The sequence below is a fragment of the Halovivax cerinus genome (assembly GCF_024498195.1).
GTDB lineage: Archaea > Halobacteriota > Halobacteria > Halobacteriales > Natrialbaceae > Halovivax > Halovivax cerinus.
This window is the reverse complement of record NZ_CP101824.1, coordinates 3,289,121-3,302,566: the sequence shown is the minus strand read 5'-3', so window position 1 is coordinate 3,302,566 and position 13,446 is coordinate 3,289,121. Positions and strand designations below refer to the sequence as shown.

12 protein-coding genes are annotated in these 13,446 nt (G+C 65.5%); 6 read left to right on the top strand and 6 right to left on the bottom strand.

The features are described from left to right. Positions 1-50 precede the first annotated feature (50 nt). Positions 51-944: a glycosyltransferase family 2 protein gene (locus tag NO366_RS15660; protein WP_256531721.1), complete on the top strand. Its 894-nt coding sequence runs from the start codon at positions 51-53 to the stop codon at positions 942-944. A gap of 96 nt (positions 945-1,040) precedes the next feature. On the opposite strand, the gene NO366_RS15655 is transcribed toward NO366_RS15660, so the two are convergent. Both NO366_RS15655 and NO366_RS15650 read right to left on the bottom strand, forming a co-directional pair. After that, positions 1,041-1,826 (bottom strand): enoyl-CoA hydratase/isomerase family protein, encoded by a 786-nt coding sequence (locus NO366_RS15655; protein ID WP_256531720.1) that lies wholly within the window; start codon positions 1,824-1,826, stop codon positions 1,041-1,043. A gap of 118 nt (positions 1,827-1,944) precedes the next feature. Beyond that, complete coding sequence (locus NO366_RS15650; protein ID WP_256531719.1) at positions 1,945-2,772, bottom strand: amidohydrolase family protein; 828 nt, start codon at positions 2,770-2,772, stop codon at positions 1,945-1,947. 243 nt (positions 2,773-3,015) lie between these two features. Here NO366_RS15650 and thsA point away from each other — a divergent pair, with 243 nt between their 5' ends. Further along, entirely contained in the window at positions 3,016-4,560 is a 1,545-nt protein-coding gene (thsA, locus tag NO366_RS15645) for a thermosome subunit alpha (RefSeq protein WP_256534036.1), read from the top strand. Positions 4,561-4,773: 213 nt separating this feature from the next. Here the strand turns inward: thsA and NO366_RS15640 are convergent, their stop codons facing one another. Together NO366_RS15640 and NO366_RS15635 are read right to left on the bottom strand one after the other, a co-directional pair. Next, positions 4,774-5,532, bottom strand: coding sequence for an SAM hydrolase/SAM-dependent halogenase family protein (locus NO366_RS15640; protein WP_256531718.1), 759 nt, complete (start codon positions 5,530-5,532; stop codon positions 4,774-4,776). Positions 5,533-5,760: 228 nt separating this feature from the next. Next, entirely contained in the window at positions 5,761-6,354 is a 594-nt protein-coding gene (locus NO366_RS15635; protein WP_256531717.1) for a hypothetical protein, read from the bottom strand. A gap of 313 nt (positions 6,355-6,667) precedes the next feature. On the opposite strand from NO366_RS15635, the gene NO366_RS15630 reads away from it, so the two are divergent. Together NO366_RS15630 and NO366_RS15625 are read left to right on the top strand one after the other, a co-directional pair. Next, on the top strand, positions 6,668-7,522 hold the full coding sequence (locus NO366_RS15630) for a 3-hydroxyacyl-CoA dehydrogenase family protein (protein WP_256531716.1): 855 nt from the start codon (positions 6,668-6,670) through the stop codon (positions 7,520-7,522). Between the two features lie 293 nt (positions 7,523-7,815). Next, positions 7,816-9,147, top strand: a complete 1,332-nt coding sequence (locus NO366_RS15625; protein ID WP_256531715.1) for a hypothetical protein — start codon at positions 7,816-7,818, stop codon at positions 9,145-9,147. A gap of 18 nt (positions 9,148-9,165) precedes the next feature. Here the strand turns inward: NO366_RS15625 and NO366_RS15620 are convergent, their stop codons facing one another. Further along, a complete protein-coding gene (locus NO366_RS15620) occupies positions 9,166-10,218 on the bottom strand; it encodes a phytoene/squalene synthase family protein (RefSeq protein ID WP_256531714.1) in 1,053 nt (350 codons plus the stop codon). Between the two features lie 209 nt (positions 10,219-10,427). Here NO366_RS15620 and NO366_RS15615 point away from each other — a divergent pair, with 209 nt between their 5' ends. Both NO366_RS15615 and NO366_RS15610 read left to right on the top strand, forming a co-directional pair. Continuing rightward, positions 10,428-11,600, top strand: a complete 1,173-nt coding sequence (locus NO366_RS15615; RefSeq protein ID WP_256531713.1) for an acyl-CoA dehydrogenase family protein — start codon at positions 10,428-10,430, stop codon at positions 11,598-11,600. A 198-nt stretch (positions 11,601-11,798) separates the two neighbouring features. Next, complete coding sequence (locus NO366_RS15610) at positions 11,799-13,103, top strand: digeranylgeranylglycerophospholipid reductase (RefSeq protein WP_256531712.1); 1,305 nt, start codon at positions 11,799-11,801, stop codon at positions 13,101-13,103. Positions 13,104-13,117: 14 nt separating this feature from the next. Here the strand turns inward: NO366_RS15610 and NO366_RS15605 are convergent, their stop codons facing one another. Next, positions 13,118-13,396: a PadR family transcriptional regulator gene (locus NO366_RS15605; protein WP_256531711.1), complete on the bottom strand. Its 279-nt coding sequence runs from the start codon at positions 13,394-13,396 to the stop codon at positions 13,118-13,120. Between the last annotated feature and the right edge of the window lie 50 nt (positions 13,397-13,446).

The window sequence follows — 13,446 nt, the reverse complement described above, 5'->3', positions numbered from 1 at the left end:
GTCGATTCGAGACGGCGAATTTATACAGCCAGACCGAGTGACAGTCCGTTATGAAGCTCTCGGTCGTCGTCTCGACACTCAACGACCGGGAACGACTCTGTGACTCTCTGGATGCGCTGACGGCGGACTTGTCCGGAGACGCAGAGGTACTCGTCGTCAACGGACCGTCGACGGACGGGACGACCGGCGCGGTGAGAGACCGGGACGACGTCGACGTGCTGGTTGAAATTTCTGAACGTAGCGCCAGCGTCTCCCGAAACGCCGGCCTCGATCACGCCGACGGTGACGTCGTGGCCTTCCTGGCCGACGGTTCGGTCGTCACTTCGGGATGGGCGGCTGGTATCAGGACCGCTATCGACGCCGGGGCGGACGTCGTCACCGGGCCGGTTACGGGCCGATCCCACCCAGGCGACTCGAACGATGGAATCACGGTCGCGGGTCGCTCCGTCACACCGGTACCCGAGACCAACGTCGCGTTCACGGTCGACGTGGTGGAGACGCTAGACGGTTTCGACGAGTACCTCGATCACGGCAGCGCCGTCGACTGCGCGCATCGCATCGCGGGCGCCGGGTTCGACGTCACGTGGTCCGGGGACATGACCACACGATGGAACGGCGACCCGTCTGATGAGGCCGACGAGTGGGGAGTCAGGTACCGATCGATCGGCTATCGGCTAGCGAAGAATTACGGTCTCCGTCCGTCGGTTCTGGGTCGGACTGTCGGGCGGGCAGCACTCGACGGGTTCGAAGACGCTCGCTGTGTACTCCGAGGTGAGACTGCACTGACGCGCTGGATTCGGAACGGATCCGACGTGACGACGAACGCACTCTACGGGATCCGCGACGGATTACGAGCCCGCCACGACGAGGACCGCCGCCGGTTGAATCCCAACGGCGTTTCGAGCCGACACGACCGGGCGGTACAGGTGTACGATCGGCGGTGATGGGTACAGGTATCCGATCGACGCCAGTGAAAACGGGTGTCCGACCGACGGTGATTGGTACAGATGTCCGATTGGTGCCCAGTACCAGACGGGTCGTCACTCGCCGGTAAACTTCGGTTCGCGATCCTCCAGCTGAGCCTCGAACCCTTCCCTGAAATCGTCGGTATCGACGAGCGTGGATCCGAGCGATCGTTCGTACGCCAGTCCGCGGTCGAGCGGCATTTCGAGGGCGGCGTTGAGCGCTTTCTTCGCGTTCTGCAGCGCGAGCGGGCCCTTCTCACAGAGGTCGTCGGCCAACGCCTTTGCACAGTCGTCGACGTCGCCTGGGTCGCAGACCTCGTGAACGAGGCCGATCGTGCGGGCCTCGTCGGGCTCGACGTACTCACCGGTCATGACCAGCTCCGTCGCCTTCGACAGTCCGATGAGCCGGGGGAGGCGTTGTGTGCCGCCCCCTTGCGGGAACGCTCCGAACTTCGTCTCGACGAGTCCGTAGGACGCGTCTCGGCCGAGAACTCGAAAGTCACAGGAGAGCGTGAGTTCGAACGCGGCGGCGGGTGCTGCGCCTTCGATCCCGGCGACGACCGGCTGGCGGACCTCTTCGATTAGCGCGAGCAGCTGTGGAAACGCGTCGTCGCTGATCGGCGTCGATTCGGCCTGCCGTTCGACCAGTTCCCTGTCCATCCCCGCCGAGAACACCGGCCCCTCCCCGAGCAGCGTGATCGCCCTGATGTCGTCGTCCGCGTCGAGCCGCCTGAAGGCTTCGGTCAGGTCCTTGACGAGGTCGATCGTCATCGCGTTTCGTTTGCCCGGACGCGAGAGATAGACGTCAGCCCGGTGGCCGGAGCGGTTGATCGCCGCGAGACCGCTTCCCACTGTTCGCATAGCCTGATCTTTCGTGCGTGTGCCTTAAATCTCACTCTGCCGGTGATCGTCGCGCCCGTTCGCTCTGGAGACGGACGGCTCTGTTTCCCAGGCGGTACCGGTGTCGTCGGTACCGGCGTCATCGGGACGACGGCGTGTCCAGTGCCTCGACGACGCGGGCGGCGTTCTTCGAGAACGCTCGAGCGAGTCTGTCGGCAGAGACGTCGAGCGTCAGAATCTCCATGACGGCGACGTTCGGGTGGCTCACCGGTGTCCCGCTCCCGAAGAGGACGCGGTCGGGGTGTTCGCGGAGGGCCCGTTCGAGCTGATCTCGGTAGCGGACCAGGCTCGTGTCGACGTAACAGTCGTCGTACGTGTCCAGCATGTCGATCATCTCGTCCATGAGCGATCGCTGGAGCGGATGTCCGCCGAAGTGACCGACGATGACCGGGAACGCGCGATCGAGTACGCTCTCCGCGAGCGCGGACGGTGGCGCGTCGGTACCGCCGGCGACGACGACCGGTAGCCCAACCGATTCCAGTTCTTCGAGGACGGCTTCGTCGGGCAGACCGTCGACGCCCGGGTCCAGGGTGAACCCGTGAAACCGGTCGTCGTAGGCGTACTGTTCGATGTCACCCGGTTCCGTGTGATAGCCCTCGCGCCGACTGACCGCGTTACGCAACCGACTTCGTGGATCGTCGCCGATAGTTCGTCGACCGTTGATACGTGCGAACGCGACGAACGGACGCTCGACGCTCAATCGTGCGACGCCGTTGTTCGCCTGGACGTAACTCGTCTCCGGTTGCGGGTCCGGACTGACGACGGCCCTGACGATTCCGGCCTGGTGCATCTCACGTTCGAGGCGTTCGGGGGTGACGGGTCTGCCGCGATCGCGGACGGCGGGGTGGCGCTCTGGCGTCAACCGAACGTTGACGTCGACGACCCGGAACCCGTGCTCCAACTGCATTCGATTCGTCGTTGGCACCGGTCACATATTGGACTACCGGATCGGTGTCGATCGTCCACCCGGCTGCCGGTCGGTTGGCGGGCGGCTCGTCGAATCTCCGATTGGGGGGTCGACCGTCTGTGCTATTACATACCAATCGCCAGACGGAGGCGAGGCGGAGGGAAACAGTTATATAGAAGTGCTGATGATACATGTAGTGAGGTACAACGTATGGCACAACAGCGACGCATGGGTGGACAGCCGATGTTCATCTTAAGCGAGGACAGTCAGCGAACGGAGGGCCGGGACGCCCAGTCGTCGAACATCATGGCCGGCAAGGCGGTCGCCGAGTCGGTACAGTCGACACTTGGGCCCCGCGGCATGGACAAGATGCTGGTCGACTCGGGTGGCGAGGTCGTCATCACGAACGACGGCGCCACCATCCTAGAGGAGATGGACATCGAACACCCCGCGGCCCAGATGATCGTCGAGGTCTCGGAGACTCAGGAGGACGAGGTCGGCGACGGGACGACCACGGCCGCCGTCATCGCGGGGAACCTCCTGGCCGAGGCCGAGGATCTGATCGAACAGGACGTCCACGCGACGACCATCGTCGAAGGCTACCACGAAGCGGCTCGTATCGCCCTCGAGGCCATCGACGACCAGGTACTGGACGCCGAACTGGACGAGGAGCTGCTCCGTCAGGTCGCCAAATCCAGTATGACCGGCAAGGGCACCGGCGGTCTCACACCCGCCGAACTCGCCGAGACGGTGGTCTCCGCTATCGACCACGTCAGTGACGGTGACGACGTCCATCGGGACGACGTTTCGATCTACACGCAGGTCGGCGCCTCTTCGAGCGCGACGGAACTCGTCGAGGGAATCGTCCTCGACGAGGAGCCGGCCTCGGAGACGATGCCGTCGGCCGTCGAGGACGCCGAGATCGCGATCCTCGACGTCGCGCTGGAGATCAACACCGGCGAGATCGACGCCGAGTACTCGATCGATTCCATCGACCAGCTCAACGCGGCGCTGGATGCCGAAGAGAGCGAACTGCGAGGCTACGCGGAGGCTATCGTCGACTCCGGCGTCGACGTCGTCTTCAACACCGACGACGTCGACGACCGCGTCGCCTCCTACCTCGCGAACGAGGACGTCCTCGTCTTCGAGGGTATCGGCAGTTCCGACGCCCGGAAGATCGCCTCGGCGACTGGCGCGAGTCGTGTCGGCGCCCTGGAGGATCTCTCGGACGAGGACTTCGGACACGCCGACCGCATCCGCACCGATACCTTCGGCGACGACGACCTCGCGTTCGTCGAGGGCGGTGCAGCCGCCGAGGCCGTCACGGTCTTCGTCCGCGGCGGTACCGACCACATCGTCGACGAACTCGAACGTGCCGTCGAAGACGCGCTCGACGTCGTCTCGACAGCCCGCGCGTCCGGCGAAGTCGTCCCGGGTGCCGGTGCGAGCGAGATCGCGATCGCCGACCGTATCCGCTCGGAAGCGGCCGGCATCGAGGGCCGCAGCCAGCTCGCCGTCACCGCGTTCGCCGACGCGATCGACGTCGTCCCGCGGACGCTCGCCTCGAACACCGGTCGCGACCCGATCGACACGCTCGTCGATCTGCGCGCCGAACACGAATCCGAGGGCCGTGCGGGGCTGGTTACCGACGGCGAGACCGTCACGATCGGCGACCCGGTCGACCACGGTGTCCTGGATCCCGCAGACGTCAAGCGTGAAGCGATCGAGAGCGCGGCCGAGGCCGCGACCATGATCGTTCGCATCGACGACGTCATCGCCGCCGAGTAATCCTCACGACCGTCCAGCCGTCCGGTTTCGGTCCGAATTACGTCGTTTTCGCTCGTCGTTTCTCGCGGCGTTCGTGTCGCTACTCCGTCGTCCGTGTTCCCCACGGAGCGACGCCATCCGGGCACCACGACCACCATCCTGGCTGCCGACCGGTATTCGATTCGCGAGTGCCAGTCAGCCGTATGGGAGGCCACGGAGTGCCGTCGATTCGGCTCAGTGCCACCCGATCGTGACCGGGTCGCCGGGGGCGACCTCGAACGCCTCGTCGCCGCGCCCACGGTTGACTGCCAGTTCGACGTTCCCGTGGCTTCCGACGGTGACCACCCGTTCGCCCGTATCTACGTGCGCGTAGGACGCGACGATCGGGATTCGCTCGCCGTCGACGGCGACGGTGCCTGCTCCGTCGAGCACGTCGCCCGGGACGTTGGTGACGACGTTGCCGAAGTCGTCGACGACCAGGACCTCGCCTTCGGCGTGGTCGGTACGGACCTCGGCGGTCGGGAACCGGCAGTCGACGGTCGAATCGATCGACGTCACGGGATCGAGGGCGCGAAATGTATCGATACCGGCGTCGTGAACGGCGGCCGCAGCCGGCGCGAAGACGTCTCTCCCGTGGAAGGTCGCGCTGCCGGGATCATCGTAGCGCCATCGGTAGGGTTCGACCGTCGACTCTCCCGCGAGGCGCCGGGCAGCCGGCAGAAGGACGCCGTTGTCCGGGCCGACGAGGAGGTGATCCCTCGCGCGGACCACCAGCGCGGCGCGGTCGGTGCCGACGCCAGGGTCGACGACCACGAGGTGCGTCGCCGGCGGGAAGTACGGCAACACTTCGCGCAGCCAGAACGCCGCGGTACGGACGTCCTGTCGCGGAAAGTCGTGGGCGACGTCGATCAGTTCCGCATCCGAACGTGTTCGAATCACGCCCTTCATCGCTGCGGGATACGGGGAGCCGAAGTCCGACGCGAGTGTGATCATGTGCGGGCGATTGGACTCGAGCGGTCTTGAGAATTGGCCCGCCCGGCAGCCTCCCTGCACACCTCGAGAACCGTCCGACCATCGTCCGTGACTATCCCACTTCGGGTATGCAATTCAGCAGAGACGTCGGGGGTCTCCAGTGAAAGGCACGTCGAGGAGGTCACCGTCGGCGGCACGGAGGTCTCCAGTGAAAGGACTGCGAGGAGGTCACCGTCGGCGGTACGGAGGTCACCGGCGAACGAGTTCGCGCGCGTTGTGTCGCCAGGTACGTACGTGGAGGACATCGAGGTCGAGGGCGGATGCGACCTCGCCGGCGTGGATCGTCGCCAGTCGTTCGGCCGAGACGACGCCCGCGTCGGCGAGGCGGTCCGCATTGGCTTCGCTGACGCCGGTCACGGCGGTGACGGGAGTTGGGCGAGGGTACGGTCGTTCCGCGGGGCGATCGGTCGTGGTCGGGATCGAGCGCTCGCCGGCACCGTCGAAGCCCTGCCAGCTCTCGTCGGCACTCGCGGCGACCCAGGCCCGCTCGTCGTCGCCCAGTCCGGAGACCGCTTCCGACCGATCGTCGAGGTTGCCGTCCGTTTCGAACGACCAGGGGAGCGAGAAGGTCCGTCGCAGTGCGCCGGCGTCGTCTTCGGAGAGTCCGCCGTCGACCAGTTGCCGATAGGAGTACTCTTTCTCTACGACGCCCGCTGGATCGATGCCGGTAGATTCGAGCCGCGAGGGATCGACGCCCGCGTCGACGAACCGCCCGCGCTCGTCCGGTTCGAGCGGTCGAACGGCCTCGATAGCCGTCTTCGCGGCGTCGGTTTCGTGTGCCATGCCGGGTTGTATGCCCCTGGCGGTCGGGCACCTTGAACGTTACTCTCCCGTCCGGGACCGTAATCCAGAACGAACGGCTCGCCCGGATTCAAGTACGGGTTGAACCGGCGCAAGACCACCTCACACCGATGAAGTTCGGCGAGCACCGGCATCGGACGGATGGAGGCCGACACCCGGCAGATGAAGATCGACACACGACGGGGTGGCAGTACATCCGACAGGAAGGCGATCGACAACCGACTCGGTTCACCTGTCCGCCGTCTGACCGTCCCGGATCGTCACCGTAATGTGATCGTCTCGGGAAGTCGATCGTATGGTTCGAGACGATATCGATCGGATCGGGGTAGTCGGCGCGGGGACGATGGGCAGTGGCATCGCCCAGGTCGCGGCGACGACCGGGTACGACGTCGTGATGCGCGACGTCGAGGACGCGTACGTCGAAAGCGGATTCGAGACGATCGACGACTCGCTCGCCCGGCTCGCCGAGCGGGACGCGCTGTCCGACGAGCCGTCGACGATCCGGGACCGGATCGCTGGGACGACGGGTCTGGGCGATCTGGCGGGCTGCGACGTCGTGATCGAGGCGGCCATAGAGAAGCTCGAGGTCAAACGCGACATCTTCGCCGACCTCGAGTCGACGTGCGACGAGGACGTGATGCTCGCGACGAACACGAGCACACTGTCGATCACCTCGATCGCGGGCGACCTGGAGCGACCGGAACGCGTCGTCGGCCTGCACTTCATGAACCCCGTTCCGATCATGGAGGGCGTGGAGGTCGTCGTCGGTGAGAAGACCGCTGGGGCGGCCGTCGACCTCGCACACGAATTGGCCGCGGACCTCGGGAAGACCACCTGGGAGTCCGACGACAAACCGGGCTTCGTGACGAATCGCATCCTCATGCCCTGGATCAACGAGGGTATCCGCGCTTTCGACGAGGGCGTCGCCTCGAAGGCCGACATCGACGCGGGCATGGAACTCGGGACGAACGTGCCGATGGGCCCGCTCACCCTCGCCGATCACATCGGCCTCGACATCTGCCTGCACGCCTCAGAGACGCTGTACGAGGAACTGGGCGACCGCTACAAACCGGCGTACCTCCTGAAACGAAAGGTCGAGGCCGGCGAACTCGGAAAGAAGTCGGGATCCGGATTCTACGAGTACGACTGATCCGAACAGCCGACCTCGTTGTAGCGACCGCAGTCGTATCCAGCGAATAATTGTCGCCACCTGATTGCGACGATGATCGTTTTTCGCTGGCCTATCCTGTACTCGGTCGTCTTTCGCCGGCGTACCCCAAACACCGTCGTCGCCCGACGTCTGTACCTACACATCGTCGATGTCCGTTGCCTGTTCCCACGGGCCGTCGACGAGTGTCGAACCTGCCGGTTCGCCCCGATCGATCCGAACCCATCGTTTCAGAACCCAACGAATTATATGTGAGACTGCCGTCCCGATCGACTATGTCCCTATCGTGGTGTACCGCGCGCCGGTCACTCCTCCTCGCCCTCCTGCTCGGCGCGGTCGTCGGTCCGCTCGGCCTGAGCCTCGTCGCCGGCGCACCACCCCCGACACAACTCTGCGGTGTCTGTGAGTCCGAATACGGGTCTGCCGGCATCGACGGGGCGACCGGGTCGGGGACGCTCGACATCTACGTGGACGGCAACGGCGACTCGGTCTGGAGCGCTCGGATCCCCGTCTCCGATGCGGCCTCGGACCGATACCGGGCGAATCGGACCGCACTCGCGACTGCGGTCGACGACGCCTGGGCCCGCTATCACGCGGCGGACGGCGACGTCGAGACCGTCGAATCGACGGTCGACGGTGACGCCGTCGTCGTGAACTACACCGTCGCCGACCTCGCTCGACCCGGCGTCGGCGATACCTGGCTCGTCGATTACTTCGCGATCGAGGGCGGAACCGCCAGGTACGGGCTGGCGGCCGAACGGGTGACGATCCATGTACCGCCAGGGACGACCATCGTCACCGAGCCACCTGGCGCTCGCGTCGGGGGGTCCGCCGCGACGTGGACCGCGAGCGCGGACGGGCCGCTCGACAGCGACTTCGATCGGCGAACCTACCTCGCGTATGGCGATGGTGGTGTCGTCGACACCGTGAACGGCTACGCCACGATCGCCGGAGAGGTCGTCCCGCCGGCGGTCGCACAGGGCGGCCCTGTCGGCGTGATCCCAGGAATCGCCGTCGGACTGGCCGGGCTGCTGGTCGTCCGTCTCGATCGAGGCCGTGACGCGTGGGATCTGGCCACGCTCGAACGCCTGTTCGTCGCGGTCGGTGCGCTCGGCGCGCTCGCGTTTCCCGTCGCCAGCGTTGCCTCCGGCGGTCGCCTCTTCAGTCCCGGGCTCGGGGCGCTCGCGGCACTCGGCGTCGGGTACGGCGCACTCGGGATCGTGATCGGTCGATGTGATCCGCCCCGCACCGCTCGTGGGGTAACGACACTCGCGGTGGCCGTTGCACTCTGTACAGGAGCACTCCTCTGGCTCCTCGGGGGCTGGTTCGCGACGACGACGTTCCCGTTTGCCCTGGCCACCGCTCTCTTCCTGCCGATGGGATACGCATTTGAGCGCAGTTCCGGACCGATACCCGTCGGTTCCCTCGCTGTGCTCGTGGGTCTCGTGACGATGTTCGCGGCCGTATGTCTGTCGCTGGTGCTCGCTCCACGGGGGTTCGGCGTACCCGTGTACTGGTTGCTCGTCGCCGTCTGGAGTGGAGTCGTCGTCGTGTTCGGCGGTCCTGTCGCGTTCGCAGGGCGACGGCTGGCGGCGGTCGAGGGCTAATCGAAGAATCGGGCTCTCCTACTCGTGGAGCGGTTTACTGGCCATCTCGAGGCGAAGATCTGCCAGGCCGGACGGAGAGACGTCCCGTTCGAACTGCTGGATGAGGGCGTACACCTCGGCGCGCGAGATCTTGACGTTACCCTCCTGAAGGACGTCCTCGGGACGTTCTCGCAACTCTCTGAGCGTCCCGACGGCGAGCAGGTAGGGAATCGCCCACGCGGAGAGCGTGTTCCCTCGGTGTTGTGGGACGGTCTCTAAATATCGGTGGGCGTCGTCTACGTACTCCTCGGCGCGACCGACCACACGCCTGATTACGGTGGTGACGGCCCCGCGATTGTGGTCGTCGGTGACGGCCTCCGGCGCGACGTCCTCTTCGGCGAGCCACTCCGCAGGGAGGTAGACGTTGTTCTCCTCGTGGTAGTCCGTCTGGACGTCCTTCGCGATGTTCACGAGCTGTAACAGCAGGGCGAACGATCGCGCGTTACTCCTGAGTTCGTCCGCACGTTCCCGGGAGGCGCCGCGGGCGAGGAGCCCTGTGATGAGCGTACCGACTGTTCCGGCCGCGTACCAGCAGTACTCTTCGAGTTCCTCTAGCGTCTGGAGACGAAGCCCACCTTCGTCCGCGTAGCGGTCAGTGAACATCGCCATGCCGTCGACGAGTTCCCGGACCGGTTCGCGCATGATCTCACGAGGTTCCTCGTCCAAGGCCTCGAACGCACGCAGGACGCGGGGTGTCTGGGCCACGACGGTCCAGTCAGCCGACCGTTCGGCGGGTTCCGGGAGCCAGGGATCGACCGCTTCGACGAACTGGTCGGCCGCGTACTCGTCGGTCGGATCCAGGACCCTGTCGTACTCGGTGAGGAGTGTGGTCTGCGTGGACGGGGGAACGTGACCGGCGTCTTCGATCGTATCGGCGATCCGACATAGCAGGTAGCCGACGCAGATCTGGCGGGCCATCGGCTCTTCGAGCCGATCGATCGTTATGGAGAACGTCCTCGAAACGCCGTGTACTGCCTCGAAACACCACTCGAGGTCCGTCTCCGCGTCGAGATCGGTGGGGCCGGTTGACATCAACGTACAGGCTCTACGGGTACGGTACTGAAAAACGTCTTGGACGAGCCGCCGCCATCGCGATCGTACGCGACCGCGCGTCCACGGTCGGTCACTGGCCGGACGATCGCAATCGAGCGCGCCGACGTTCGACGGGAGGGCCACGATCGAGCGCGCCGACGTTCGGACGGAGTGATAACTGTAAAGGAGCGAGCCGCGGTACTGCACGTATGGATTTCACGCTGACGGCCGAACAACGCCAGATTCGGGACGTGGTCGCCGAGTTCGTGGACGAGGAGGTCGTCCCGCGGGCGGCAGCGATCGACCGCGAGGACGAGTTCCCCCGTGACCTCGTCACGGAGATGGGCGACCTCGGGTTGATGGGGATGCCGTTCCCCGAGGAGTACGGCGGTGCCGGCCTCGACTATCACTCCTACGCCATCGGTCTGGAGGAGATCTCCCGCGGGTCCGGCGGGCTCGGTACCATCGTCGCCGCGCACACGTCACTCGCGGGCAACATGCTCTACGAGTTTGGCACCGAATCCCAGAAGGAACGCTATCTGACACCGCTGGCCGAGGGCACGGAGGTGGGCGCATTCGCCCTCTCGGAGCCTGGCGCAGGAAGCGACGTGCCCGCGATGGAGACGACTGCGGAGCCGGTCGGCGACGGTGCGGACGATGCCGACGCAGAGCCCGATGCGTACCGTCTGAACGGCGGCAAACTCTGGATCTCGAACGGCTCGGTCGCCGAGACGATCACCGTCTTCGCGAAGACCGACCCGGAGGCCGGCAACCGGGGCATCTCGTCGTTCGTCGTCCGGGCGGACGAGGACGAGGGCTTCCACGTCGAGGGGACGGAGGATAAGCTCGGTGACAAGGGCTGTCCGACCGCCGAACTGCGGTTCGACGACCTCGAGATTCCGGCCGACCGCCGCCTCGGCGACGAGGGTGACGGGTTCGTCCAGGCGCTGAAAACGCTGAACGGGGGCCGTATCACGATCGCGGCTCGCGGCGTCGGCATCGCCAGGGCCGCCTTCGACGAAGCGCGCGAGTACGCGACCGAGCGCGAACAGTTCGGCCAGCCGATCGGCGAATTCCAGGCGATCAAGCACAAACTCGCGGACATGGACACCAAGATCCAGGCCGCGACGCTATTGATGCACAGGGCAGCGGACGACAAGATCCGCGGCGAGGACTACATCAAATCGGCTGCACAGGCGAAGCTCTACGCGAGTGAGGTCTCGCGCGAGGTCGCCAACGAGGGCATCCAGATCCATGGCGGGTACGGCTACACGAAGGACTTCCCTGCAGAGCGCTTCTATCGCGATGCCAAGTTAAACGAGATCTACGAGGGCACGAGTGAGGTCCTGCGGAACACGATCGGTGACCGATTGCTGGGGTGAACGCGACTCGGGATTCCCGAAACGGGTGAGACGCCCGTCTCACTCCCGAGCCGGCCCACGAGGTGGCTCTCGCGCCGTCGCAGCGTCTCGATCCTACTCGAAACCCGTTTTGCGGGGAGTTGCTCCACCCTACTCCGCTGTCCGTTCGCCGTATCGATTCACCAAGACTCATTATACAGGATGGATAAGTGTGTCTCAATGAGCGAACAGTACGACGTAATCGTGGCGGGAGCCGGCCCGGCTGGGGCGCAATGTGCGCGCGACCTGGCGAACCGCGGGTACGACGTTGTCGTTCTCGAGACCGAGGACGAAGCCGAGTTCCCACGGACCAGCAACAAGTCGACGGCCGGTACGTTCCCGTCGATGATCACCTCTTTCGGCGTCCCGGACGAGGTCGTGATGAACTACACCGACAAGGTCGTCCTCGAATCGCCGAACGACCACTTCACGCGCCATCACGCTGGTGCGGTCCTCGAGTTCGGTGACTTCAAGCGCTGGCTCGTCGAGGACGGCCGCGAGAAGGGCGCCGAGTATCGGTTCGACGCGCGTGTCACCGGTCCGATCGTGGAGAACGGCGATATCGTCGGCGTCGAGTACAACGGTTCCGAGGAGGTCCGGGCCGAGATCACGATCGACGCGACCGGTCCGAGCGCACCGCTGGCGAAGGCGCTCGGCGTGAGCGAACTCGAACGGGAGAACCACGCCATCGGGATCGAGTACGAACTCACCGGGGTCGACCTGGACCACCCCGAGTACGGCGACCTCACCGACGCGATGATGCTTCGCCTCGACCACGACATCGCGCCCGGTGGGTACTCCTGGATCTTCCACACTGGCGCCGACGAGGCGAAGGTCGGGCTCTGTTACATCCAGAACGACAGTCACCGCGAGAACGCCCGCGAGGGATTCTCGGTCGACGACTACATGGCGTACTGGCTGGACAGGGACCCCCGATTCGCCGACGCCGAGCGCAAGGAGGGCGTCCAGCACCGCGGTTCCGCACACATCCAGATGCCCGGTGACCTCTCGACTGACCGGTTCATGGCGATCGGCGACGCCGTTCCCACCATCGACCCCGTCTGGGGAGAGGGAATCCACAAGGGGATGAAGTCTGCGCGCGCGGCGGCGATCACCGTCGACGCCGCCCTCGACAGGGGAATGACCGACACCAGCGCGGAGCAGTTGAGCATCTACGACCGGCTCTGGCACCGCGACGTCGCACCCAACCACCGGACTCGACTGCTCATGACCGAACTGCTCTACCTCGCGGACAACGATCGCTACGATCGGTTCATGCGAGATCTGGGGAGCCTCGACGAGGCCTCACTCCGGAAGGCGAACAACGCCAACCCGCTGGCGATCGCGAAGCTGTTGCACGTCGACGACGTCTCGTTGCTCTCCGAGTTCCTTCGCGAAAAGGTCGCGATCGACTTCGACGGATTCCTGCCGAAACCGGTGAACAAACAGCGCGGGAACGTCTCCGCCGCGTTCGAGTTCAAGTAGCGATCTTGTCGGCGTCACCGCGTCGTCTGCGTTTCCATCCACGAGACGTGCGCCTCGAGTCGCCGAGCCCCCGCATCGGTGAGTGCGTAGACGTCGTGGACGCCGTCGGGACGTTTTTCGACGAATCCGGCGCCGACCAGCGCCGAGAGCGATCCGTAGAAACCGGACGGATCGATTCGCTCGTCGTAGTGCGATTCGAGGGCCGATTTGAGCTGCTGGCCGCGCCGGCCGTCCGTGCCGGCGAGCAGGTAACAGATGTCCCGTCGTCGGCCACTCTGGAGCCACCTCGTCATGTGAGGGTATCCGGTGTGCTCGCTGTCGGGCCTTTCGGTTCGGACGCGTC